18 protein-coding genes and 1 pseudogene are annotated in these 23,323 nt (G+C 35.8%); 15 read left to right on the forward strand and 4 right to left on the reverse strand.

Features of this window, described 5'->3' with window-relative positions; genetic code table 11:
* Window positions 1-146 precede the first annotated feature (146 nt).
* Both ACFFIS_RS07690 and ACFFIS_RS07695 read left to right on the forward strand, forming a co-directional pair.
* On the forward strand, window positions 147-572 hold the full coding sequence (locus tag ACFFIS_RS07690) for a disulfide oxidoreductase (RefSeq protein WP_320378612.1): 426 nt from the start codon (window positions 147-149) through the stop codon (window positions 570-572).
* Between the two features lies 1 nt (window position 573).
* Window positions 574-1,053 carry a thioredoxin family protein gene (locus tag ACFFIS_RS07695; protein WP_320378613.1) on the forward strand — a complete coding sequence of 160 codons (480 nt, stop codon included), beginning with the start codon at window positions 574-576 and terminating at the stop codon, window positions 1,051-1,053.
* Between the two features lie 105 nt (window positions 1,054-1,158).
* Here ACFFIS_RS07695 and ACFFIS_RS07700 read toward each other — a convergent pair whose 3' ends face one another.
* Window positions 1,159-1,665, reverse strand: coding sequence for an antibiotic biosynthesis monooxygenase family protein (locus ACFFIS_RS07700; protein ID WP_320378614.1), 507 nt, complete (start codon window positions 1,663-1,665; stop codon window positions 1,159-1,161).
* Between the two features lie 289 nt (window positions 1,666-1,954).
* Between ACFFIS_RS07700 and ACFFIS_RS07705 the strand changes: the two genes are divergently transcribed.
* Window positions 1,955-4,099, forward strand: coding sequence for a transglycosylase domain-containing protein (locus tag ACFFIS_RS07705; RefSeq protein WP_390187094.1), 2,145 nt, complete (start codon window positions 1,955-1,957; stop codon window positions 4,097-4,099).
* A gap of 574 nt (window positions 4,100-4,673) precedes the next feature.
* Here ACFFIS_RS07705 and pepF read toward each other — a convergent pair.
* Entirely contained in the window at window positions 4,674-6,476 is a 1,803-nt protein-coding gene (gene pepF, locus ACFFIS_RS07710) for an oligoendopeptidase F (protein WP_390186860.1), read from the reverse strand.
* 332 nt (window positions 6,477-6,808) lie between these two features.
* The gene (yhfH, locus tag ACFFIS_RS07715) at window positions 6,809-6,937 is read right to left on the reverse strand and encodes a protein YhfH (RefSeq protein ID WP_320378618.1); all 129 of its coding nucleotides are present in this window, start codon (window positions 6,935-6,937) and stop codon (window positions 6,809-6,811) included.
* Window positions 6,938-7,091: 154 nt separating this feature from the next.
* Between yhfH and ACFFIS_RS07720 the strand changes: the two genes are divergently transcribed.
* The 4 genes from ACFFIS_RS07720 to ACFFIS_RS07735 all read left to right on the forward strand — a co-directional run bounded on the left by ACFFIS_RS07720 (window position 7,092) and on the right by ACFFIS_RS07735 (window position 11,460).
* The gene (locus ACFFIS_RS07720; protein ID WP_320378619.1) at window positions 7,092-7,823 is read left to right on the forward strand and encodes an MBL fold metallo-hydrolase; all 732 of its coding nucleotides are present in this window, start codon (window positions 7,092-7,094) and stop codon (window positions 7,821-7,823) included.
* A gap of 96 nt (window positions 7,824-7,919) precedes the next feature.
* Window positions 7,920-8,915: a lipoate--protein ligase gene (lplA, locus tag ACFFIS_RS07725; RefSeq protein WP_320378620.1), complete on the forward strand. Its 996-nt coding sequence runs from the start codon at window positions 7,920-7,922 to the stop codon at window positions 8,913-8,915.
* A gap of 245 nt (window positions 8,916-9,160) precedes the next feature.
* Window positions 9,161-10,696 (forward strand): fatty acid--CoA ligase family protein, encoded by a 1,536-nt coding sequence (locus ACFFIS_RS07730; RefSeq protein WP_390186863.1) that lies wholly within the window; start codon window positions 9,161-9,163, stop codon window positions 10,694-10,696.
* A 230-nt stretch (window positions 10,697-10,926) separates the two neighbouring features.
* On the forward strand, window positions 10,927-11,460 hold the full coding sequence (locus ACFFIS_RS07735) for a competence protein ComK (protein ID WP_320378621.1): 534 nt from the start codon (window positions 10,927-10,929) through the stop codon (window positions 11,458-11,460).
* On the opposite strand, the gene ACFFIS_RS07740 is transcribed toward ACFFIS_RS07735, so the two are convergent.
* Window positions 11,408-11,797 (reverse strand): YhjD family protein, encoded by a 390-nt coding sequence (locus ACFFIS_RS07740; RefSeq protein WP_320378622.1) that lies wholly within the window; start codon window positions 11,795-11,797, stop codon window positions 11,408-11,410. The genes ACFFIS_RS07735 and ACFFIS_RS07740 overlap by 53 nt on opposite strands.
* Before the next feature lie 233 nt (window positions 11,798-12,030).
* Here ACFFIS_RS07740 and ACFFIS_RS07745 point away from each other — a divergent pair, with 233 nt between their 5' ends.
* The 8 genes and pseudogenes from ACFFIS_RS07745 to ACFFIS_RS07780 form a co-directional block, all read left to right on the forward strand.
* Window positions 12,031-12,675 (forward strand): TVP38/TMEM64 family protein, encoded by a 645-nt coding sequence (locus tag ACFFIS_RS07745; RefSeq protein ID WP_390186866.1) that lies wholly within the window; start codon window positions 12,031-12,033, stop codon window positions 12,673-12,675.
* An 89-nt stretch (window positions 12,676-12,764) separates the two neighbouring features.
* On the forward strand, window positions 12,765-16,256 hold the full coding sequence (addB, locus tag ACFFIS_RS07750) for a helicase-exonuclease AddAB subunit AddB (RefSeq protein ID WP_390186868.1): 3,492 nt from the start codon (window positions 12,765-12,767) through the stop codon (window positions 16,254-16,256).
* Entirely contained in the window at window positions 16,257-19,982 is a 3,726-nt protein-coding gene (gene addA, locus ACFFIS_RS07755) for a helicase-exonuclease AddAB subunit AddA (RefSeq protein WP_390186870.1), read from the forward strand.
* 297 nt (window positions 19,983-20,279) lie between these two features.
* Window positions 20,280-20,543, forward strand: coding sequence for a DUF4190 domain-containing protein (locus ACFFIS_RS07760; protein WP_320378625.1), 264 nt, complete (start codon window positions 20,280-20,282; stop codon window positions 20,541-20,543).
* 83 nt (window positions 20,544-20,626) lie between these two features.
* A complete protein-coding gene (locus tag ACFFIS_RS07765; RefSeq protein ID WP_320378626.1) occupies window positions 20,627-21,034 on the forward strand; it encodes a hypothetical protein in 408 nt (135 codons plus the stop codon).
* Between the two features lie 72 nt (window positions 21,035-21,106).
* Window positions 21,107-21,613 (forward strand): GNAT family N-acetyltransferase, encoded by a 507-nt coding sequence (locus ACFFIS_RS07770; RefSeq protein ID WP_320378627.1) that lies wholly within the window; start codon window positions 21,107-21,109, stop codon window positions 21,611-21,613.
* Window positions 21,607-23,054, forward strand: a pseudogene (locus tag ACFFIS_RS07775) (cbb3-type cytochrome c oxidase subunit I); the annotation flags it as partial. The gene ACFFIS_RS07770 and the pseudogene ACFFIS_RS07775, both read left to right, overlap by 7 nt.
* A gap of 164 nt (window positions 23,055-23,218) precedes the next feature.
* A partial coding sequence (locus tag ACFFIS_RS07780; RefSeq protein WP_390187096.1) for a transposase occupies window positions 23,219-23,323 on the forward strand: 105 nt, incomplete at its 3' end.

Raw genomic sequence — 23,323 nt, forward strand, 5'->3', positions numbered from 1 at the left:
TATGAATAGATATACGTGTTCACGTACACGTATGGAAGTAGATATAGAAACCACCGTAAATGGAAGGCAAGCCTGGTTTCTTTTTTGTCTTTTATTATAGATACTAGTATAATTTAATCAGTAATTGGTTAGAGAGGAATTGATGAATGAGTAGAACAAAATGGAATGAAAATATCGCTTTTGTTATTTGGGGAATATCAATTGTTGCGACAGCGGGGAGTTTGTTTTATTCTGAAGTAATGGGATACACACCATGTGAACTTTGTTGGGTGCAACGAATATTGATGTATCCACTTGTCGTGATATATGGTGTTACATTATGGAAGAAAAATCTTTCCATTGCATTACCGGGAATTATTTTAAGTGGAATCGGAATGGTTATTTCTACATATCATTATTTACTACAAAAATTACCAGCATTACGTGAAGTCGGAGCAACATGTGGTACTGTTCCATGTCATACCCAATATGTAAACTATTTTGGGTTTGTGACAATTCCATTTTTAGCAGGAACAGCTTTTATCATGATTTTTTCACTTCATGTATATTTGCTTACTAGAAAGGGGGAATAGCATGCAGAAGAAAATGATTGCATTTATTGGTGTCATTGTTATCTTATTTGTGGCGCTATATTTCGTTGTATCAGCTAAAAATAACCGTGCGGTAGAGGGGAATCCGTATGGCAAAGATGATTTAGAACAATCAACCATTGATTTACTAGATAATCCGTTATATCAGCACATTATTACACCTAATAAGTTAGAAGAAAAATTAGATAAGAAAGAAGATATTACGGTTTATTTCTTTAGTCCTGAGTGTTCTTATTGCATGGAAACAACGCCAATATTATTTCCGTTGGCAGATAGTATGGATGTAGATATACAGCAATTGAACTTACTTGAGTATCCAGATGAAGCGAGTAAGTTTAAAATAGAGGGTACACCAACTTTAATTCATTTTAAAGATGGACAAGAAACAGATCGACTTGTAGGATTACAAGAAGAGGAAGACTTCAAAACATTTTTATCTGAAGAAGTATTGGATAAAAAGTAAGTTGAAATTACGTAAGAATGTAGTGGTTTAAATTTTAGGAAAGAGGCATGATCGTGCATCATGGCCTCTTTCTTGTTTACAGTTACAAAACAAAAAGGATTGTTACTATTGTTTTTCATCGTCTTCTTTTACCATATGATACAAAGCATTAAATGGCCGGTCAGCAAAATAAGCAGGTAGTTTGACATGATGGTTTTGATATAGCTTTGTATATGTTTCAGTGGCCTTCCAGCTTTCATAGGCGGCTTTTGTACTCCACTGCGTAAGGATAACATAAACATGCCCTTTTGTTGGTTTGAGAAATCGAAAAGCTTGAAAGCCAGGGGTCGTAACTAGGATGTTATCGCGATGTTGCATTTGATGTTCGAAAACGGGTTGTCCTTCCTCTGTCACGGGAATATGGTGCATCGCAACAAATCCTCGTTTCAAACATGTCCCAGTTCCTTGTAAAATATCGTAAGTTCGCCCAGAAGCAAAAATACTTTTGCCTTCACCCTCATAATAAGCAAGTGTATTCGCTTCATTTTCCATAAAAAGAAATTGTTTATGGTGGTATTTTTGTTCTAGTTGTTTTAAAAAGGAATACGTACCATTTGTCATATATGCTTTCATACTTATCACCTGCCTTCCAAATGATTAGTTTAATATATTTGATAGATGGTTATTACACCAGCAATGAAAAATTTTAATTTACCTATTAGCAGGCTAACTGGCTGTAAGAGTCCATTTTTTAAGAGTTCGCAGGTATTGAGGGAATGATCAGTAAGGAATCAACAACAAGCAAAAACTCTACTGCTTTTTACTTTACCAAAAATGTGTATAATAGCTAGAGATAAGCAATGGTATTGATCGATGAGAGGTGAAGAAATTGAAAGACTATGCGAAAAAAGTAATACATACGATTCTTACTTGGCCATTATATATAAAAATATTATTTTTTACTGTTATTTCTATTATATGCTTAAGTGTAAGTGGTTATTTTGTAATATTATATGGCGGAAAAATGCTTGTTAATGAAGAAAAGCTAATTTTGAATGCCGCTACTGTTATAGAAACAAGTGATGGTAAGGAAGTAACGAAAGTATATCACGAACTTCGCTTTCCTGTAGAGATAAAAGAAGTGCCTACATATGTACAAGATGCATTTGTTGCAACAGAGGATCGACGATTTTATGAACATGCTGGAGTAGATATGAAATCTGTAACGAGAGCTGTATTTCGTGATATTATTGCACGTAGTAAGACAGAAGGCGCAAGTACGATTACACAACAACTTGCGAAAAATTTATTTTTAACGAATGATAAGACATGGATGCGAAAGACAAAAGAAGTGATGATTGCGATTTATTTAGACCGGCATTATTCTAAAAAGGAATTGCTAGAACTATATATGAATAGCATTTATTTTGGTCATGGTGTATACGGGATTGAAGCAGCAGCAAATAAATATTTCTCAAAATCCGTGCAAGACCTTACAGTTGCGGAAGGTGCAATGCTGGTAGGAATTGTAAAAGCCCCAAACGGTTATTCGCCGATTAATCACCCTGATAAAGCATTAACGCGACGGAATACAGTTTTAAAATTAATGGAGCAAGCCGGTGTGCTTCAAACGGAAGAAAGAGTTAGAGAGCAAAGACGAAAGCTTGGTTTAAAAGTTCAAGAAGTAAAAGAATCCCCATGGTTAGATAGTTATATTGATTTGGTGTTAAAAGAAGCGGGGGAACATGCTGATTTATCGATTGATGAATTAAAACATGGCGGCTATCGAATTGTTGTGAATCTTGATGAAAAGGCACAGCGAACTGCCTATGATCAATTTAAAAAAGAAGATTATTTCCCAGGTAATGTGGCAGGAGTAGAAGGTGCGTTTTTATTACTTGAACATCATACTGGGAAAATTGTTGCAGCAGTAGGTGGAAGGGAATTTAAAATAGGTGATTTAAATCGTACGTTGGTACAACGACAGCCAGGGTCGATCTTTAAACCATTAGTGGTTTATGGACCTTCACTCATGAAAGGCTCTTTTGATCCGTTTTCCGTTCTGCCAGACGAAAAGATGGCAATTGATGGGTATGAGGTAAGTAATAGTAACAATGAATACGTAAAAAACATTTCATTGTATGAAGCGCTTATGCAGTCTAAAAATACATCAGCCGTTTGGTTGTTACAGCAACTAGGTATTCCTTATGCAAAAGCATATTTAGAAAAGATGCAAATGAATATACCTGATGAAGGATTAGCTATAGCACTAGGGGGCTTGGAATCTGGTGTTACACCACTCCAAATCGCAAATGCCTACGCCACGTTCGCAAATGAAGGAACCTTTATGGAAGCATCCACTATTAAGCAAATTTACAACACGAATGATGAACGTATTTACCAATCAAATGAAAATCGTACAGAAGTTTTTTCGCATCAAGTTGCTTGGAATATGACAAAAATGCTCCAAAAGACAGTGGAAGAGGGTACTGCAAGTGCTGGTACGTATCCTCATGATTTAGCAGGAAAAACTGGAACAACGCAACACCCATTTGTGAAAGGAAAGAGTAAAGATCTATGGTTTGCTGGGTATACACCAACGTATACCGCTGTGACATGGATGGGATATGACCGTTCAGATAAAGACCATTATTTGACAGGAAATAGTAGTTTTCCAACTGAGTTAACAAAACAGATATTAACAGAATTAGATAAGGAAGAAGATTTGACCACTACCTTTAGGAAACCAGATGATGTGGTTGATTTACCAGATCCTATAAAACTACCTACTATTAAAAACATGACAGCGAATATCGTGTTTGGTGGTATGACGATTGTAAAAGGAAAACTAACTTGGTCGGGCTCAGATGATGAGCGCGTTGTTTATCGAATATATCGTAAACAAGACGAAATAGATGAGATGATTGGGGAAGTAACAGGAATTACAGAATATGACATTCGGGATTTCTCACTACTTTCGAAAAATATGTATTATGTTGTACCATATGATCCGCTAACAAAGCTTGAAGGTAAACCGTCAGAGATTGTGGAGTTATCTTTAAATTGATAGAGATGCTGACACCATGAGAAATGGGCTCTATGACTTTAATTCTACAGGGAATCTCACTTGTTTTCTATTTATAAATCATTTTCATAAACATCATCCCACAATACTAGTTGTCCGGAATGAAAAGTGACCGACTCCTGTGGGAACAGCACGAGTCTGAAGACCCCACAGGAAGCGGATTTTGCTTCCGAGGAGGCTGAAGCCGTGCCCACGGAAAGCGTGTCAATTATCATGTAGGACAACGGTATGTACGCGCCATTTAATATTCATCCTCAAACAACTACTTTTGGCCTATGAAATTAATTCGTGTAAACAAGAAAACGACGCTGGCGAGATTTGACCACCAACGTCACTTATTGTACAACCGAGAAATGCCAATGATTCGCTACTAAAAGCTAAAAATAAATTTAAAACGTGATTTTCTCAAACACTAGATCATAATTTTTGATGAAAAAGGAGGCAAGTGATAAAGGTATTGACCCTGTTTCACTACGATAATGAGTAGAATTTTTAATTCTAAATATAGTAGTAGGGTCAACTTTTGTCACAGCCTCTGCATTTTATAGTTATTTATTTATTGATATGTTTTCTCTAGTTCATCTACTAGTGAACCAACATAAGCGACCGCTGTTTGAATTGCATCAGGTTTAGACATATCTACACCTGCTTTTTTTATTAATTCAAGCGGCTTCATCGTCCCGCCACTTTTTAAAACATGTAGCCAGCGATCGACCGCTGGTTGACCTTCTTCTTTTATTTTTTGACTAACAGCAGTAGATACAGTTAGGCCAGCGGAATACGTGTACGGATATAACCCCATATAATAATGTGGTTGTCTCATCCATGTTAATCCTGCGCCTTCATCCAGTGTGACAGCATCTCCCCAAAAGCTTGTCAATGCTTCACGTTTTTCCTTTGTTAATATATTTGCTGTAAGTGGCGTGCCAGCCTCAGCTAATTTATAGACACGACGTTGAAACTCAGCTTCTAGTAAATGTGTGATGAAGTTGTGGTAATAGGTGCCGAGTAGTTGTGTGATCACCCAACGCTTCATTTGTTTATCAGATGATTTTTCAAGTAAATGATTCGCTAAAAGCATTTCATTCATTGTAGACGGCGCCTCAATGAAATACATGCTAGGGCGAGTGTTAAATAAGGATTGGTTTTGCTGTGCTAAATAAAAGTGTCCCGCATGCCCAAGCTCGTGAGCTAAAACAAATGCACCACGCATTGTATCTGTCCATGTAATTAAAATATACGGATGTACACCATAAGGACTAGAACAAAATGCCCCAGTTGCCTTTCCAACATTATCTGCGTAATCAACCCAGCGATCATTTAAGCCTTTTTCCATTATCTTTGTATATTCTGGCCCCATTACCTGTAAAGCTTCTAATATTGTAGCTTTCGCTTCTTCATATGTTGTTTTAGGATTGAAATCGGGATCTAGTGGTGCTTGCAAATCGCTGAAATACATCTTATCCAAACCTAATTTTTCTTGTTTCAATTTTGCGAACCGCTGCATATGTGGTGCAAGCTCTTTTTGGATGACATCCAGTTGGTTCGTATACATTTCTTTTGTCACTTGCTGTGGTAGTAATAACATATCTATAACTGAATCATAGCCACGAAGTTTAGCTAACGTTACTTGTTTTGTTACCTCTGTTGCGTATGTCGCTGCATATGTATTTTGATAACGTTCTAATGTGCGTGTAAACGAAGCGTATGCGGCACGACGAATGTCTGTATCAGCCGAAAATTCGTAACGATCTTCAAACAAAGCAAAAGACATAGGGAGCTTGTTTCCATCCGTATCTGTAATTGCATCAAACTCCATATCAGATGATTTGCTTCGTTCATAAATCATATATGGTGCATCATGGACTTGTCCCAAAGCAGCTAGTGTTTCTTCTACTTCTGGAGTTAAGGTATAAGGCTTTTTCTCCAGAATATCGAATAGTAATTTATGATAGTTTTCTAGTTCAGGTACATCTTTTATAAATTGTGTAAGTTCCTTTTCTGTCAACGTTAATAATTCGGATTGGATAAAAGATAGTTTTGCTTGAATATTAGCCATTGCTGCAGATACTTTAGCAGCATCGCGCTGATTTTCAGGATTACTCCCATCTGCACTTGCTCGTAAACTTGCATAAGTGCTAACACGAATCATTTGCTCGGAAAATTTTTCATAGGCAGTTAAACAATCTAATAATACACGCGCATGCGTTGTCATTTTTCCTTTAAATGCCGTAATTGTTGCTACCTCTTCTGAAAGATTTACCAATGCAGTTTCCCAATCTGCGTGCGAAGGGAATAAGTCTGATAGATCCCACGTCTCCATAACCGGAACATCGGCTCTATCTAATCGTTTAGCCATTAAAAAAACCCCTTTCTTTTGCTAGATAATATTTCGATACTCTAATTAATTATATGATATTTTGCAATAAAGCGCATTATAATTCACAAATTATTTTTAAAAATTATTTAATATTTATTATGAGCATTCATGATTTATTTCGTTTAAAGTATAATTAACCGGATGTTGATTGTAATAAAATAAAAGTTTGGGTGGGAATACCAATTAGAGGTTAAAGAAATAAAAAAAGACAGCTAATGGGTTTAGCTGTCATCAAAGAATACAAGCATTCGTAGAAAGGAAGTATACTGTTATAGATACAGATTGAAAAACTTTAATTGGACATACTAAATCTAGCGTGCTGGATGATCACAATCGTCGCATATATTACCGTAGCAGTCTGCTTTTTCGGTAATGGTATCCCCACATTTGTAACAATTTTTCATAGGAAGATTTCGGAAAAACTCTAAAACATTGATCATAAAATTCCCCCTTTGCTAACATTTATGCGTGTTGATATAATACAGGTCAAAAAAAGGTTAATCTGTAACATAACAGGACTTTTGTATATTGTATTATAACATAGATTGAAATGTCAATACTGTTTTATAACAAAAATAAAATGAGGTGTAATTTATGAAATTAACGATTATTGGACGATGGGGAGCATATCCAGCTGCGAATGAAGCAACATCAGCATATTTATTACAAAAGGATGATTTTACATTATTAATCGATGTGGGAAGTGGTGCTTTATCATCTGTACAAAATTATGTAGATGTAATGGATATTGATGCAGTTATATTATCACATTATCACCATGATCATGTTGCGGATATAGGTGTTTTACAATATGCATGGTTAGTACAATCAATTTTACGTGAACAAGATGAGATTTTGCCTATCTATGGACATGCGGAGGATAAAGAGGGGTTTTCAAATTTGACATCAGAAAACACGGAAGGGATTGCTTATGATCCAAAAGAAACATTAGAAGTGGGACCATTTAATATAACGTTTTTAAAGACCGTGCACCCTGCCCCATGTTATGGGATGCGCATTACGGATGGTGAATCAAGTATTGTTTATACTGCAGACACAAGCTATCAAAAAGAGTGGACTGATTTTTGCAAAGATGTTGATTTACTTATTGCCGATTGTAATTTTTATGCGAATCAAGATGGAGCGAGTGCGGGGCATTTGACGAGTAAGGAAGTAGGGACCATCGCTAGCGAGGCAAATGTAAAAGAATTAATCCTTAGTCACCTACCTCATTATGGAGATCATCAACAGTTATTAAAGGAGGCAAGCGAGCAATTTCATAATCGTATTCAAATTGCAGAAAAAGGTCTCGTTTGGATAAAATAAAAAACTGTTTTATGTTTCAAATATATTGCCAGTTATATGACTATCCATTACACTAGTTATGGATAGTGTCGAAAATTGGCAATGGGAGGTAAAATGATGAAATTTATAGACAATAAAGGCATAACAGACCCAACTATTAATCTAGCTTTAGAAGAATATGTGTTACAAAATTTTGGTGAAACAGATACATATTTATTGTTCTACATTAATGAACCTTCAATTATAATAGGTAGAAATCAAAATACAATTGAAGAAATTAATACGGATTATGTAGAAGAAAATGGCATAAAAGTAGTACGTCGTTTATCAGGTGGTGGAGCTGTTTATCATGATTTAGGTAACTTAAACTTCAGTTTTATAACGAAAGATGACGGCGATAGTTTCCATAACTTCGCAAAATTTACTGAACCAGTTGTCCAAGCATTAAATAAATTAGGTGTACCTGCCCAATTAAAAGGGCGTAATGACCTTGTAGTTGGAGAAAGAAAAATTTCGGGTAATGCAATGTTTGCTACGAAGGGTCGCATGTTTAGTCATGGAACATTGATGTTTGATTCTGAAATTGACCATGTGGTAGCAGCGCTAAATGTAAATAAAGCAAAAATCGCATCAAAAGGAATTAAATCCATTCGTAGTCGTGTAGCGAATATTACTGAATTTCTTGAGGAAAGCATGACGATGGAACAGTTTAAGGATATGATTTTGCGCTATATTTTTGCTGTTGAAGATGTGAAAGATGTTCCACAATACGAACTCACGGAAGAAGATTGGAAAAACGTTTATGAACTAGCTGAAAAACGTTATCGTAGTTGGGATTGGAATTATGGAAAATCACCTTCTTTTAATGTGAAAGAATCTCATAAATTTGATTCAGGACTAGTTGATGTTCGGCTTGATGTGAAAAAAGGTAAAATTGAAAATTGCAAAATTTATGGTGACTTTTTTGGCTTGGGTGAAATTACAGATCTTGAAAATCTCTTAATTGGTGTCCGCCATGATAAACATGCAATCGAAGAAGCATTAGCAAATATAGATGTATCCTATTATTTAGGTAAAATTACAAAAGAACAGTTTATTGATTTGATATACTAAATAAAATAACGAACTACAACATGTAAAATGTAGGTTAACGCGATTAGAATGATAATAAAAAGCTTGAAACAACTTTATTTCAAGCTTTTTATTGCAAATACAATGGTAACGCTTACTTGAAATTATATAAATATTCTTTTATACTGAAAATATATAACTTACACGTTTGCTATATTTTTATGGTATTTTTTTTGCTATATGATGAATGACTATTCATTCATCATGATTGAACAGGGGGTTTTTTAATGAATATTAGTAAACAGTTATCTCTTACAGCACTCGAACATCCTGATAAAACCGCCTTTATTTTTAACGATGATAAAACATCATATCAAAAACTAAATGCAGCGGTTAATATGTTTGCATCTCAGCTTGAACGTCTGGGGTATAAAAAGGGGGATCATATTGCGTTAATAGTTGGCAATACGCCACACTATGTCATTGGATTATATGGAGCATTACGTTTAGGGGCAGTAGTAATACCGATTAATCCGCTATATACACCGAATGAATTAACATATATTTTAAAAAATGGGGATGTAAAAGCAGTTATTACATTGGATGTTATGATGCCAAAAATACAACAGATTATGGATGAGTTACCACATGTGCAACATTATTTTGTCTGTCAAACAGGGGAAGCAGGGGCAGCAAAAGTTTCTACAGAAGATAAAGTGGAATCATTTGAACAAATCGTTCGGGCCGGAAATCCAATGTTTCAAGGACCAGAATTAGATGAAGATAATCTAGCATTAATTCTCTATACTTCTGGAACGACTGGAAAACCAAAGGGCGCGATGCTAACACATCGAAATATTTATTGTAATGCAAAAGACGTGGCAGATTATTTACAGATTAATGGGGAAGATCGCGTGATTGCAGCGCTACCAATGTTTCATGTTTTTTGTCTAACAGTTGCATTAAATGCACCATTAATGAATGGTGGGACAGTATTAATTATGCCTAAATTTTCGCCACAAGAAGTTTTTCGTTTAGCAAGGGAATATGAATCTACTGTTTTTGCTGGGGTACCAACGATGTATAACTACTTGTTACAAAGTAAAAAAGGAACGAAGGATGATTTTTCCTTTATTCGCTTATGTATTTCCGGTGGTTCTTCTATGCCTGTAGCCCTATTGAAAAATTTCGAACAGGAATTTGATGTGATGATTTCTGAAGGATACGGTTTATCAGAGGCTTCCCCAGTTACAACATTTAATCCATTAGATAGACCACGTAAACCAGGTTCAATTGGAACGAGTATTGTACGTGTAGAAAATAAAATAGTTGATGAATTTGGGGAAGAACTACCGGTAGGAGAAGTTGGGGAGTTAATTGTACGTGGGCCAAATGTAATGAAAGGGTATTATAAAATGCCTGAAGATACTGCAGTGACAATTAAAGATGGCTGGTTATATACTGGTGATATGGCGCGTGTCGATGATGAAGGGTATTTTTATATTGTTGACCGTAAAAAGGATTTAATTATAGTCGGTGGATATAATGTTTATCCACGCGAGGTAGAAGAAGTATTATTCTCACATCCACAAGTTGCAGAGGCCGCTGTAATTGGTAAACCTGACCCAAATTCAGGTGAAGCAGTATATGCTTTTGTGGTACCAAAAAACGATGCAATAACGAAAGAGGAACTTTTAGACTTCTGTAAATCACATTTAGCATCTTATAAAATTCCAAGCTCACTCGACTTTTTAGAAGAGTTGCCGAAGAATACAACAGGGAAAATATTACGTGGAAGTTTACGAGATTTAATAAAAAAATAACAATAATAAATAGATTGCGCAGAGATAAAAGTTGTTTTCTCTGCGCTTTTTAGTAGATTTAGATATAATAACCGTTGTAAAAAATGCACTTTTCGCGCTTATTGATACTATTTTGTCTTTTTACTGTACATATAACTGATAATTTGTTAAATTATGTTGTAAGCCTCTCTCTTTTCAATATATTATTTTAATTGATTATGCAAATAAACATATTGAAAGGAATGAATGAATTGATAAAGAATATTATTTATCAGGAATCCCCATCTGAAGATATTACTCCCTTAACAATGGCCGTTATTCCTAAACTCGATGGATATGGAAATTTAGGTTCAATCATTATGGAAGAGGAAACGGAACACTTCATCATCCAACATACTCCGAGCAAGTTGATCGATCGTGCCTGTAAGTTTTTTGGGGCAAGTCTGAAAGGCAGACAGGAAGGTACATTTGATGTATGTGGTATCACACATAAGGCACCGATTTGTATTGATCCTCAAAGTGGTATGTATTTCTTTCCTACTTCATCACCCGCAAACCAAAGTTGCATTTGGATTGCACATTCCCATATTGACGTCATAAATAAAACCGAAGATAATCGCACTGAAATTACTTTTCAAACTGGAAGGAATGTAGTAGTAGATGTTTCATATGGATCAATGTTAAACCAAATTCAGCGTACCGCACAATTTCGATACTTACTTGACAATCGTATTAAAAACTTGCAGAAACATGTGTCGAATATGGTTGCGGAATCTTACACATAAGCTCTTGCAATAATGCTTCTACTTTGTTGCGAATAGCGGGATTAAAATAATTTCTCTGTTCCTCGCGTCCTCGGCAAATAAATAAATAGGATGAAACTGAGTCGTTTTTATTTAGTAAGATTACTTTTAACTGTAAATCTTCCATTTGTTTGCGAAGTTGTCTTCGTTCGGTCAAAGCTAAAGTAATCATTTGTTCAATTAAGTTTAGATAAGGTTGTTTAATTTTAAAGTTACCTTTTTGAATGAGTAATAGGTCCTGTTTTAATACAACAATCGCCATGGAAAGGAAGAGAAAACGAGAAGCTAAGTTTAATTCTTTTTCTGCCAGATAGCGCAATCATTACACCTCCTAGATAGGAACATCTGTTCTAATTTATTATATGCTATTATCTAAATAAAATGCAAGAAATAATATAAGTGTGTATATTGAAAAGAAAGAGGCAAAACTTTATATTTAAGTCTATACAGACTCCAAAGTTTACATTAAAATAGATAAGAAGTGTAAACTAAGGATGGTTACCGTTCAAAAAAAAGAACTAATTATTGCGCTATATGGGGAGAATTATACATATGTATTTTTTAAACATCTTAACTGACTTAAAAGGAATTTTAGATGAAGAACAAATTTTAGAATTGCTTGAGAAATATCGTAGTTTAGGTCCATTACCAGGAATATTACTTCCATTTATTGAATCATTTTTACCATTTTTACCCCTGTTTGCGTTTGTGTTTGCGAATGCCGCAGCTTACGGGTTATGGCAAGGCTTTTTACTATCATGGATTGGGGCAATACTTGGGGATATCAGTGTATTTATGATTATTCGCCGATTGGGAAACCGTCGTATATTTCGCAAACTTTTAGAGAATAAACAAGTGGCAAAAGTAACGACGTGGATTGGCAGACATGGTTTTGGTCCGGTCTTTTTATTGCTATGTTTTCCATTTTCTCCATCTTCGGTAATTAACGTCGTTTCAGGGATATCTAAAATTAACTTTTATCAGTATGCACTTGCGATTATTTTAGGAAAAGCTGTCATGATTTTTTCAATGGCTTATGTTGGAGTAAGTATATTCTCATTTGCGAAACACCCGACTCGTGCAATTGTCGTAGGTGTATGTATCGTATTGTTATGGGTTTTAGGTAAGTTTATTGAAAAACGGTTACAGGAAAAATCTTTATTAAAAAGCTCAGAAGATGTAACACAGGATATTTAATTATATAGAAGCTTCTACTTTTGTTAAAATAAAAGGTAGAAGCTTTTATTACATCGTTTTTTGCTGCTCGAAAAAGGAGGCACACATAGGTGGGACTACAATTTATTTTAGGAAGAGCTGGCGCTAATAAAAATGCATATATTCATTCAAAGATAAAAGAAAAATCTCTCTGTCATCCCCAAGGTCGACCAATCTTCTATCTTGTTCCAGATCAAATGACTTTTGAAGAAGAATATACATTATTCCGCGATCCGGAGTTTAAGGGTAGTATCCGTACACAGGTAGCAAGTTTATCTCGTTTAGCATGGCACATACTCCAAGAAACTGGTGGAAGTACAAGACAGTTTATTAGTTCAGTCGGGATTCAGATGATGCTGAGAAAAATTATTGAAGAAAAACAAGGGAATTGGGAGATTTTCCAAAAGGCAACTGAAAAACAAGGATTTTTAACACAATTAGAAACGATTATAACAGAGTTTAAACGATATTTAATTACACCAGAGATGCTTTTTATACAGAAAAATCAATTGGAACAATTTAAGCATAGAGAACCTGGGGAACAATCATTAATCCATAAATTAAGTGACCTATCTTATATCTATGAAAAGCTAAATATCGCTTTACAAGATTCCTATATCGATAGTGAGGATCAACTTCAATTATTAGCGGAAAAAATTAAGGAGTCTACGTTATTAGAGGGTGCTGAAATTTATTTAAATGGTTTCCACCGTTTTACGCCGACAGAGTTGTCTGTTATTCAAAGTCTATTATTAAAATGTAAGCAAGTAACCGTAGCATTAACCGTTGCTGATCCGGAAGCAGACGATATATCAGATTTAGACTTATTTTATCAAACAACGGAAACGTACCACATATTAAAGCAAATGGCGGAGGAAAATGGTATACAGCTTGAACAGTCAATTATGTTGCGACCAGAACATGGTCAGTTCCATGATAAGCCAGATTTATTACACTTGGAGCAATATTTTGATGCGCGTCCAGCACCGGAATATGCTGAACAAACGGACATTCAAATTGCAGAAGCGGTACATCCACGTGCGGAGATAGAAGGCGTTGCACAAGAGATACGAAGACTTGTCCGAGAAGAAGGTTATCGCTACCGTGATATTGCCATTTTGGTACGAGAGCCAGAAGTATATCACGATTTAATTCAAACTATTTTTCCAGATTATCACATACCTGTCTTTATTGATGAAAAGAGAACGATGCTTAATCATTCACTCATTGAATTTATTCGTTCTGCATTAGAAGTGGTTGATGGAAATTGGCGGTACGATGCTGTTTTTCGTATGTTGAAAACAGGATTTATATCTGCAACAGATGCAACATATCCACTAACAGATGATGCAATTGATGAATTGGAAAACTATGTATTAGAATACGGTATTCGTTCTAGATCCCGGTGGTTAAAAGATGAAAAATGGATATTCCAACGATTTCATGGATTTGATCAAACGGCACAAACAGATGAGGAGTTGGAAACTCAAGCACGTATTAACGCATATCGTAATCAAATTGTACAAGCAATGGCAACATTCGACGAACAAATAAGAGCAGCAGATACAATTGAAGCAAAGTGTAAAATTGTATATACGTGGTTAGAAAAACTGCATGTTCCTGAAAAATTAGAGCAGTTACGGACATTTTATGATGAAGAAGGCCAACTTGAAAAGGGAAGGGAACAGGAGCAGGTATGGAATGCAGTAATCCAATTATTTGAAGAAATTGTAGAAATTACAGGTGATGAAACATTAGACCTCCAGACTTTTCGTGTGACCCTTGAGGCGGGTTTTGAAACATTAAAGTTTGCACATGTTCCACCAAGTATCGATCATACAATCGTTGGATCAGTAGATCGTTCGCGCATAAGTGGTATTAAGTGTTCCTTTTTACTAGGTGTAAATGATGGGATTTGGCCAATGAAGCCAGCAGCAGATAGTGTAATAAATGAAGAAGAACGGGAATTGTTAGCGATTCATGGAATGAAATTAGCAGATTCTAGTAAACGGAAATTATTAGATGATTGGTTCTATATATATCTTGCATTTACTTCAAGTGAACAATATTTGTGGATAAGCTACACAATTAGTAATGAGGAAGGAAAGGCAACAATACCTTCACAACTCATTCATCGGATAGAAGAAATGTTTCCAATACGTAAAGAACTTATTTTATTACAAGAACCAGATGAACTAGAAGATGCTGCACGCTTCATTACGACACCGCAAAAGACTCGTTCAGCGCTAACAGCACAACTTGCACGCTATCGACGTGGATACCCGATGCATGAAGTATGGTGGCATGTCTTGAATTGGTATATAAAAAATCATGCTATGCATGGGACTACCTACCATGTGCTACAAAGCTTATTTTATGAAAATAAGCCAAGTTCATTGTCGACACAAACAGCAGAAAAGATGTATCCGAAAGAAATCCCTGCAAGTGTCTCACGACTAGAATCGTATTATCGCTGCTCTTATCAACATTTCGCTAGTTACAGTTTAAAATTAAATGAACGTAAAACATATAAATTAGATGCGCCAGATATTGGTCAGCTGTTTCATGAAGCGTTAAAAATGATTACGGAATGGGTGCAGAAGGAAGGCCGAGACTTCACACAGCTTTCAAAAGTAGATGCTCGTCACTATGCAAATCGTGCGATACAACAGTTAGCACCGGTATTACAACATCAAATTTTGCATAGTTCGAATCGCTATAAATATATACAAAAGAAATTACAAGAGGTCATCGCAAGAGCGGCATTTGTATTAGGTGAACAAGCAAGAAAAAGTGACTTTTCACCTGTTGGTTTAGAACTGGGATTTGGAAAAAATCAAACATTAGACCCGGTACGTCTAGAGCTCCCTAATGGATTTGAGCTTGTGTTGGGGGGAAGAATTGACAGGGTCGACAAAGCGATGTATCAAGATCAATTGTTTTTAAGAATTATTGATTATAAGTCAAGCGCACATGGGCTGAATTTGGTGGAAGTATATTATGGATTAGCTTTACAAATGCTTACGTATTTAGACGTAATCTTGACACAATCCGAGACATGGTTAGGCTTACGCGCTACTCCTGCTGGTGTATTATATTTTCATGTGCACAATCCGCTTATCTCCGGAGGATATCAATTAACGGAAGAAGAGATTGAACGAGAATTATTTAAAAAATATAAAATGCAAGGACTACTTTTAGCAAATGAAGATGTTGTCAAGCAAATGGATACTTCTGTTGATAGTGGCTATAGTCAAATGATCCCAGTAGGTTTAAAACGAAATGGAGGATTCTATAGCAATTCAAAAGTAGCAAGTCCTGAAACATTTGCGACTTTACAGCATCATATTCATGAACTAATGATTCAGGCTGGTGTAGATATAACATCAGGTGGGGTGGAATTAAATCCATATCAATATAAGAATAAAACAGCATGTACATTTTGTCCGTTTCTATCTGTTTGTCAGTTTGACCCGCTTGTGGAAGGAAATCAATATCGGAAGTTACAGGATATGAAAGATAATGAGATTTTGGCAAGTCTCCGTAAAGAGGAGGAAAATTAATTGGTTAAATGGACGAAGGAACAAGAAAAGGCTATCTATACAAAGGGCAGCGATGTACTTGTAGCAGCGGCTGCAGGGTCAGGTAAAACAGCTGTTCTTGTAGAAAGAATTATTCAAAAGTTATTAGATAAGCAAGATCCAGTTGATATTGATTCATTACTTGTCGTTACTTTTACGAATGCGGCAGCACAAGAGATGCGTAATCGGGTTGGAGTTGCTTTGGAAAAAGCTTTGGTCGGTGACCCATCATCGATTCATTTAAAACGGCAACTATCGTTATTACAGCGTGCATCTATTTCGACGTTGCACTCCTTTTGTTTAGATATTGTAAAGCGATATGCCTATCTACTCGATATCGATCCAAACTTTCGTATAGCAGATAATATGGAAGCAGATTTAATGCAACAAGAAGTTATCGATGATTTATTTGAAGAATGGTATGGCAAAGAAGGGGAAGAACAGGACCGTTTCTTTGCAGTTGTTGATCGATTTTCAAGTGATCGTAGTGATATTGATGTAGAACAATTAATTTTAAAGATTTATACATTTTCGATTCAAAATCCATGGCCAGATGTTTGGTTAGATCAAGTAAGTGACGCCTATATGTTACAGGAGGATTGGGAGGAACAGGATCTTCCTTGGCTAGATTTAATTAAGCGTGAAATAGTAGATCAATTCTCAGCAATGCAACAGGAAATGGATGTAGCAATGAAACTGGCACGTGAAAATGATGGTCCATTTCAATATGTAGATACGATAGAAGAAGATATGAAATTGCTAAAAGATGCACGTGCCAACCTCCATTCATGGGATGACTTGCAAACTTTTATGGCAAAAAGTAAATTTGGCCGATTGTCGGGAAAGAGAACAGAATGTAATGAAGACAAAAAGAAACGGGTGCAGGCAATTCGAAATAGCTATAAAGACCGTTGGGGGAAATTAGCGAGCACATACTTTATGAGAAACTTAGCAGGGCATGTGCAAGATATGCGTGAACTTGCACCTGTTATAAAACAATTAACCGAATTAGTGAAGGAATTTAGAAATCGCTTTACGAAATTAAAAACAGAAAAAGCAGTCGTGGATTTCTCGGATTTGGAGCATTATTGTTTACGCTTATTAATGGATGAACAATCTACAAATGAAAAAATACTCCCATCATCTGTTGCAAAGCAGATGCAAAATCAATTTACGGAAGTGTTAGTAGACGAGTATCAAGATACAAACTTAGTTCAAGAGACGATTTTACAATTAGTGAGTAACCAAGAAGAATATGGAAACATGTTCATGGTAGGAGATGTAAAACAAAGTATTTACCGTTTTCGCCATGCAGAACCTTCTTTGTTCATTGAAAAATATAAGCATTTTGCAATGCAAGAAGATCCTGGTGTCCGAATTGATTTAGCACGTAACTTTCGAAGTCGTGAACAAGTTTTAGTCGGTGCAAACTATATCTTCCGGCAAATTTTAGACGAAAAACTTGGAGAGATAAATTATGACACTGATGCAGAATTAATTTATGCAAATAAGATGTACGATACTTTACCGTATGCGGATGAAAATCCAGAATTGATTATTATTGACCGCGAGCAAACGGATACTCACGAAGAAAATGAGGATGAAGATGAAAATTATCTTGATCTGGAAAAGGCACAACTTGAAGCGCGAGCATATGCACAAAAAATTAAACAGTGGATTGGGACTGATGAAACAGCTTCGATGCAAGTTGTTGATGCGGATACAAAAGTCCAGCGTTCGATTCGTTATCGGGATATCGTCATTTTATTACGTTCTATGTCATGGGCACCTGTTATTGTAGATGAACTAAAACAACAAGGAATCCCAGTCTATGCAGAATTATCTACAGGATATTTTGATGCAATAGAAGTTAAAGTGATGATTAGTTATTTGAAAACAATCGACAATCCACGACAAGATATTCCGTTAGCATCCGTTTTAAAATCACCTATTGTCGGTCTAAATGAAGATGAATTAGCGAAAATTCGCTTAGCTGATCCGAAACATTCGTATTATGATGCATTAAAAAAATATGTCGCAACGACAAATAATGATACAGCTGAAAGAATAAGCACATTTTTAGAGGCGGTAAAACGGTATCGTATTGCTGCCAGACAAGGTGCGCTTTCCGATTTGATATGGCAGATATATCGTGAAAGTGGCTATTACGACTATGTAGGTGGTATTCCTGGTGGACGCCAGCGTCAAGCAAATTTACGCGCACTATTTGATCGAGCTAGAGGGTATGAAACAACGTCATTTCGTGGGTTATTTCGCTTCTTACGTTTTATTGAAAGAATGGAAGAACGTGGTGATGATCTAGGAGCAGCCAAAGCATTAAGTGAACAGGAAGATGTTGTCCGTATTATGACCATTCATAAAAGTAAAGGATTAGAGTTTCCTGTCGTCATTGTAGGTGCTTTAGACAAACAATTTAATTTACAAGACTTAAATAAGCGATATCTATTGCACAAAGATTTGGGCTTTGCAAGTCATTATATTGATCCTGTAAAACGTATTACGTACCCAACATTGTATTTTCAAGCATTAAAAAGTGAAGCATTACGCGAACAACTTGCTGAAGAAATGCGCGTATTATACGTTGCTTTAACACGCGCAAAGGAAAAGCTCGTCATGATTAGCAATGTAAATTCATTCGAAAAGAAAATTACAAAATGGCAGACGATGGTAGAACATGCGGAATGGGTATTACCAGCACATTTTAGAGGTGAATCCAAAACATACTTAGATTGGGTTGGTCCAGCTTTAATTCGCCATGAAGCTGCAGAGGCTTTACGCACCGAAGAACTTAGTGATACCGTCTTAGATGAGATTCGTGTAGATCCATCAAAATGGACAATCACCATTATGCATGGAAGTGAATTAACAAATATTGCGGATGAATCAAAAGAAAAAGATGAGAAATTAAAAGATAACCTTGAAAAATGGCAGCAAGTGAAAGTAGAAAGCGAAGAACTGGCAGCGTATGTTGAGCATCGACTGCAATTTCAGTATGGATATGAACAAGCAACGCACTCCCGAGCAAAACAGACTGTAACTGAAATTAAAAGACAGCAGGAAATGAAAGATGCGTATAGTAGTGATCAGATGGTTCACCATGATTGGACTCCAATCGTTAGAAGACCAAACTTTATGCAAAAAGAGAAGACATTTTCAGCGGCTGAAAAAGGTACAGCACTGCATACGGTTATGCAACATATTCCTTTTCAAAAACAATGGACAATGAACGAAATAAAGGAATTTACACAGTCACTGGTAGATAGAGAAATATTACGTCAAGAGGCAGCGGATGTAATAGATGCGGAAGCAATCGCTAGTTTTTTCAAATCCGACATTGCTTTATATATGATGGAAGTTGATAAACTTTATCGAGAAGTTCCGTTTAGTTTAACTTTACAAGCTAAAGATATATATGCAAATTGGGAAGGTGAGCAATCCGAACAAGTATTAATTCAGGGAGTTCTTGATTGCGTGGTACCAACGGAAAATGGCTGGATTATCGTCGATTACAAAACAGACACAATTCGTGGTGAGGTTTCAGATGATATGATTATCAAGCTCAAACAGCGCTATGAAGTACAAATGAATTTATATCGTCATGCCATTGAAGAAATTTGGCAACAACCAGTCACAGATGTTTATTTATACTTCTTTGATAAGCAACTACTTGTTAAAGTAGAAAAATAACGTGATGCGCCTCTTTGTTAAGAACAATAAAAAACCAAAAAGCTGACTCTTGTATAAAAAGAAGTCAGCTTTTTTGGATGGACTATGAAATGGCTTCTCTGTTGTCCCTTTATACTGGCAAAAGGAATATGAAAAATGAAACTATTTATCGTAATAAACGTATGTCATGTAAATAATCAGCATGAGGGAATGATTGCTAGTTTTTTAGTGAAAAATCTGTGAGGTACTTTTATCTTAAAATATGGAATATGCTTCAATCTTAACGCGTAAGGTAACATGACGAATGGAGGGAGAAGAGTGGTTGAACAAAGTAAAACTAACGGGAAAGCAGTTAGTTCTTTAACGTTTGGTATTTTATCCATCTTGATACCATTTATTGGATTTATACTAGGTATTATCGGAATTCTTTTATCTTTGAAAAGTACAAAAGATATTCAGGTGACAGATGAAACTGGTGGGGCACTTGCAGTTTCTGGATTAGTTTGCAGTATAGTTGGGATTGTGATTCAATTGTTTGTCTTATTAGGTTTTATATCTTTCCTTTATATTACGGTTCATTAAATTCTTTGAATAACAATGGATATTAACTTACCATTTATTCAATAAGATTACAAAATGCAGCATGATGTGAAAGGGGAATTACTTTGAAGAAGTTGATGGTTTTTATCAGCTTGATTCTAATGTTGGTCGGATGTAATCAAGATGATATGCAAGATCGTACAGGGTTAGAGAAGTCTGTTCAGTCAATTATGATGGATGAAGATATAAGTGAGATACATATAAAGTCACTGACAGATTTCGATTGGGAAAAGGCTTATCTGATAACTCCCTATAGTGATCAAAAAAGTATAGAGAAGCAGATAGGTGTTTCGTTTAAGGATAAAAGCAATATGAACATGAGAGATGATATATATTTAATTGTGTTCATTCAAGATGACAAGGTTATTCAATATGCAGAATTAAAGCGTCAAGGTGCGGATTTTTCAGTAGGTGAAAAGGAGTATCTAACTCCGATTGATGATGTAATCAAGATTGATCGATATAAAGAATGAATTGATTTTTAATAGTGAAGATAAAAACGTGTAGGACATGTAATCATAGGTGATTTGATGGAGGAGAAGTCATTGGAGGTTAGAAAAGTAAGAACATCAGATGTTGATAAATTGGCACAGCTTATGAACCGGGTTGACGAAAGTTCACAGTATATGCTTTGGGAACCTGGAGAAAGGAATGTTCAAGCTGAGGATCTATTAAAGATGATACAGAGTATGCAAAGCAGTGGAAATGCTACAGTTTTTGTAGCTGAAAAAAATAAAGAGTTAGCTGGTTACCTTTTCGCAAAAGGTGGAAGTGCACGGAGAAACAAACATGTAGTTTACATTGTTATTGGAATTTTAAAGGAATATCGTGGACAGGGAATAGGCTCAAAATTATTTAGTACATTAGAACAATGGGCGTTTAAGAATGGTTTTACCAGGTTAGAGTTAACGGTTGTGAAGAAGAATGAACCAGCCATTGCATTATATAAAAAGGCAGGATTTGAAATAGAAGGTACAAAAAGAAAATCATTGCAGATTGATGGCGAATTTATTGATGAATACTATATGTCTAAAATAATGAGGGGGTCATAAAAGATTTTGTTATAAAGGAAATGCGAAAAATCGCTTTAATGAAAAGGAAAATAAATTATATGTAACAGATGCACAAGCGTATGGCATTGAACAAGTGGAGGCTTATTACCGTTCTATTTTTAAAAAAGGAGATAATTGGGGATTGAAGGCAGGCTTGATCCAGGAATCCCATCTACCTGAAACAAATCGTGCTTATGTAGCAGACAATGATCAAATAGAGCAAATATCCGATTTCTTCTTTTGGTCTGCTTGGCTATCAAGCACAAACAGAATTGGTGATACAGTTTCTTATACAAATAACTGGCCATTTTATGAAGAAGCTGGGAATACAATGTCCTATTCTGCAGTGCTATGGTCAGGTTTAAGTTTTACTATTTTGGGATTATTCATGGCAATTGTATTATATATATTTTATAAATATCGCTTTGGAATGAAATCTGCCTTTACGAAAGATTCCTATCCAGTATACGATTTAGCTAAAAAGAAAGTCTCTGTTTCCCAAGTGAAATCTGCGAAGTTCTTCTTAATTGTAGTTTTAATGTTTTTCGTCCAAGTAATGTTTGACGCATTACTAGCACATTACTATACAGAACCTGATTCATTCTTTGGTATAAAATGGATCTATGAATTGTTACCTTTTGGAGTAGCAAAAAGTTATCACCTACAGTTAGCTATTTTCTGGATTGCAACAGCTTGGCTTGGAATGGGGATATATTTAGCACCAAATGTAGGAGGACTCGAACCAAAACGACAAGGGATGCTCGTTGATATTCTGTTTTGGGCATTGGTAATTGTTGTTGGTGGCTCTATGGTTGGAGAATGGTTAGGAATAAACGGATATTTGGGAAATCTTTGGTTCCTATTTGGTCACCAAGGTTGGGAGTACCTAGAGTTAGGCCGTATTTGGCAAATTGCATTCTTTATTGGAATGGCAATATGGCTATTTATTTTATATCGTGGTATTCGTGCAGGATTGAAAAAGGAACGTGACAAAGGTGGACTTATTCACCTACTGTTCTATGCATCTATCGCAGTACCTGCTTTTTATGCATTTGCATTTTTCATTAATCCTGAAGTGAGTTTTACAATGTCGGATTACTGGCGTTGGTGGGTAGTACACCTTTGGGTGGAAGGTATTTTTGAAGTATTTGCTGTCGTCATGATAGGTTATATGCTCGTTAATATGAAACTAGTAACAAAATCATCTGTTGTACGTATGTTTTATTTTCAAATCATCTTATTGTTAGGTACGGGAGTATTAGGAATTGGGCACCACTATTATTATAATGGTTCACCAGAAGCATGGATTGCTATTGGTGCGGTCTTTAGTGCGCTTGAGATTATCCCGCTTACACTTCTCGTATTAGAAGCATATGATCAATATAAAATGATGCGTGCAGGTGGCGTGAAATTCCCGTACAAATTAACATTTTGGTTTTTAACGTACTTCCAAAAGAAGTCTCCCTCTTCAAGCGTGTGAAGGGCGTAGCCCAACGGTAAGGGGGAGATGAATTTCGGTTGGGTGACAGCCCAAAGTCTTTTTCTTTTGCCTTTTTGCTCAATATGGTATAATCAGTCATATAAAGTATAGGGGTTGATATTATAATGAGGTTGGACAGTAATAACCATTCGGTGTTCTCGATGTATTACCATCTTGTGTTAGTCGTAAAGTATCGAAGGAAAGTAATAGATGATACTATTTCAGACTAT

The sequence above is a fragment of the Paracerasibacillus soli genome (assembly GCF_042432965.1).
Classification (GTDB): Bacteria; Bacillota; Bacilli; order Bacillales; family Amphibacillaceae; genus Paracerasibacillus; species Paracerasibacillus soli.

What these genes read in the sequence shown, in the direction of transcription:
- ACFFIS_RS07690 (WP_320378612.1), top strand. Translation starts at nt 147, where the DNA reads ATGAGTAGAACAAAATGGAATGAAAATATCGCTTTTGTTATTTGGGGA.
- ACFFIS_RS07695 (WP_320378613.1), top strand. Translation starts at nt 574, where the DNA reads ATGCAGAAGAAAATGATTGCATTTATTGGTGTCATTGTTATCTTATTT.
- ACFFIS_RS07700 (WP_320378614.1), bottom strand. Translation starts at nt 1,665, where the DNA reads ATGAAAGCATATATGACAAATGGTACGTATTCCTTTTTAAAACAACTA.
- pepF (WP_390186860.1), bottom strand. Translation starts at nt 6,476, where the DNA reads ATGGCTAAACGATTAGATAGAGCCGATGTTCCGGTTATGGAGACGTGG.
- yhfH (WP_320378618.1), bottom strand. Translation starts at nt 6,937, where the DNA reads ATGATCAATGTTTTAGAGTTTTTCCGAAATCTTCCTATGAAAAATTGT.
- ACFFIS_RS07720 (WP_320378619.1), top strand. Translation starts at nt 7,092, where the DNA reads ATGAAATTAACGATTATTGGACGATGGGGAGCATATCCAGCTGCGAAT.
- lplA (WP_320378620.1), top strand. Translation starts at nt 7,920, where the DNA reads ATGAAATTTATAGACAATAAAGGCATAACAGACCCAACTATTAATCTA.
- ACFFIS_RS07730 (WP_390186863.1), top strand. Translation starts at nt 9,161, where the DNA reads ATGAATATTAGTAAACAGTTATCTCTTACAGCACTCGAACATCCTGAT.
- ACFFIS_RS07745 (WP_390186866.1), top strand. Translation starts at nt 12,031, where the DNA reads ATGTATTTTTTAAACATCTTAACTGACTTAAAAGGAATTTTAGATGAA.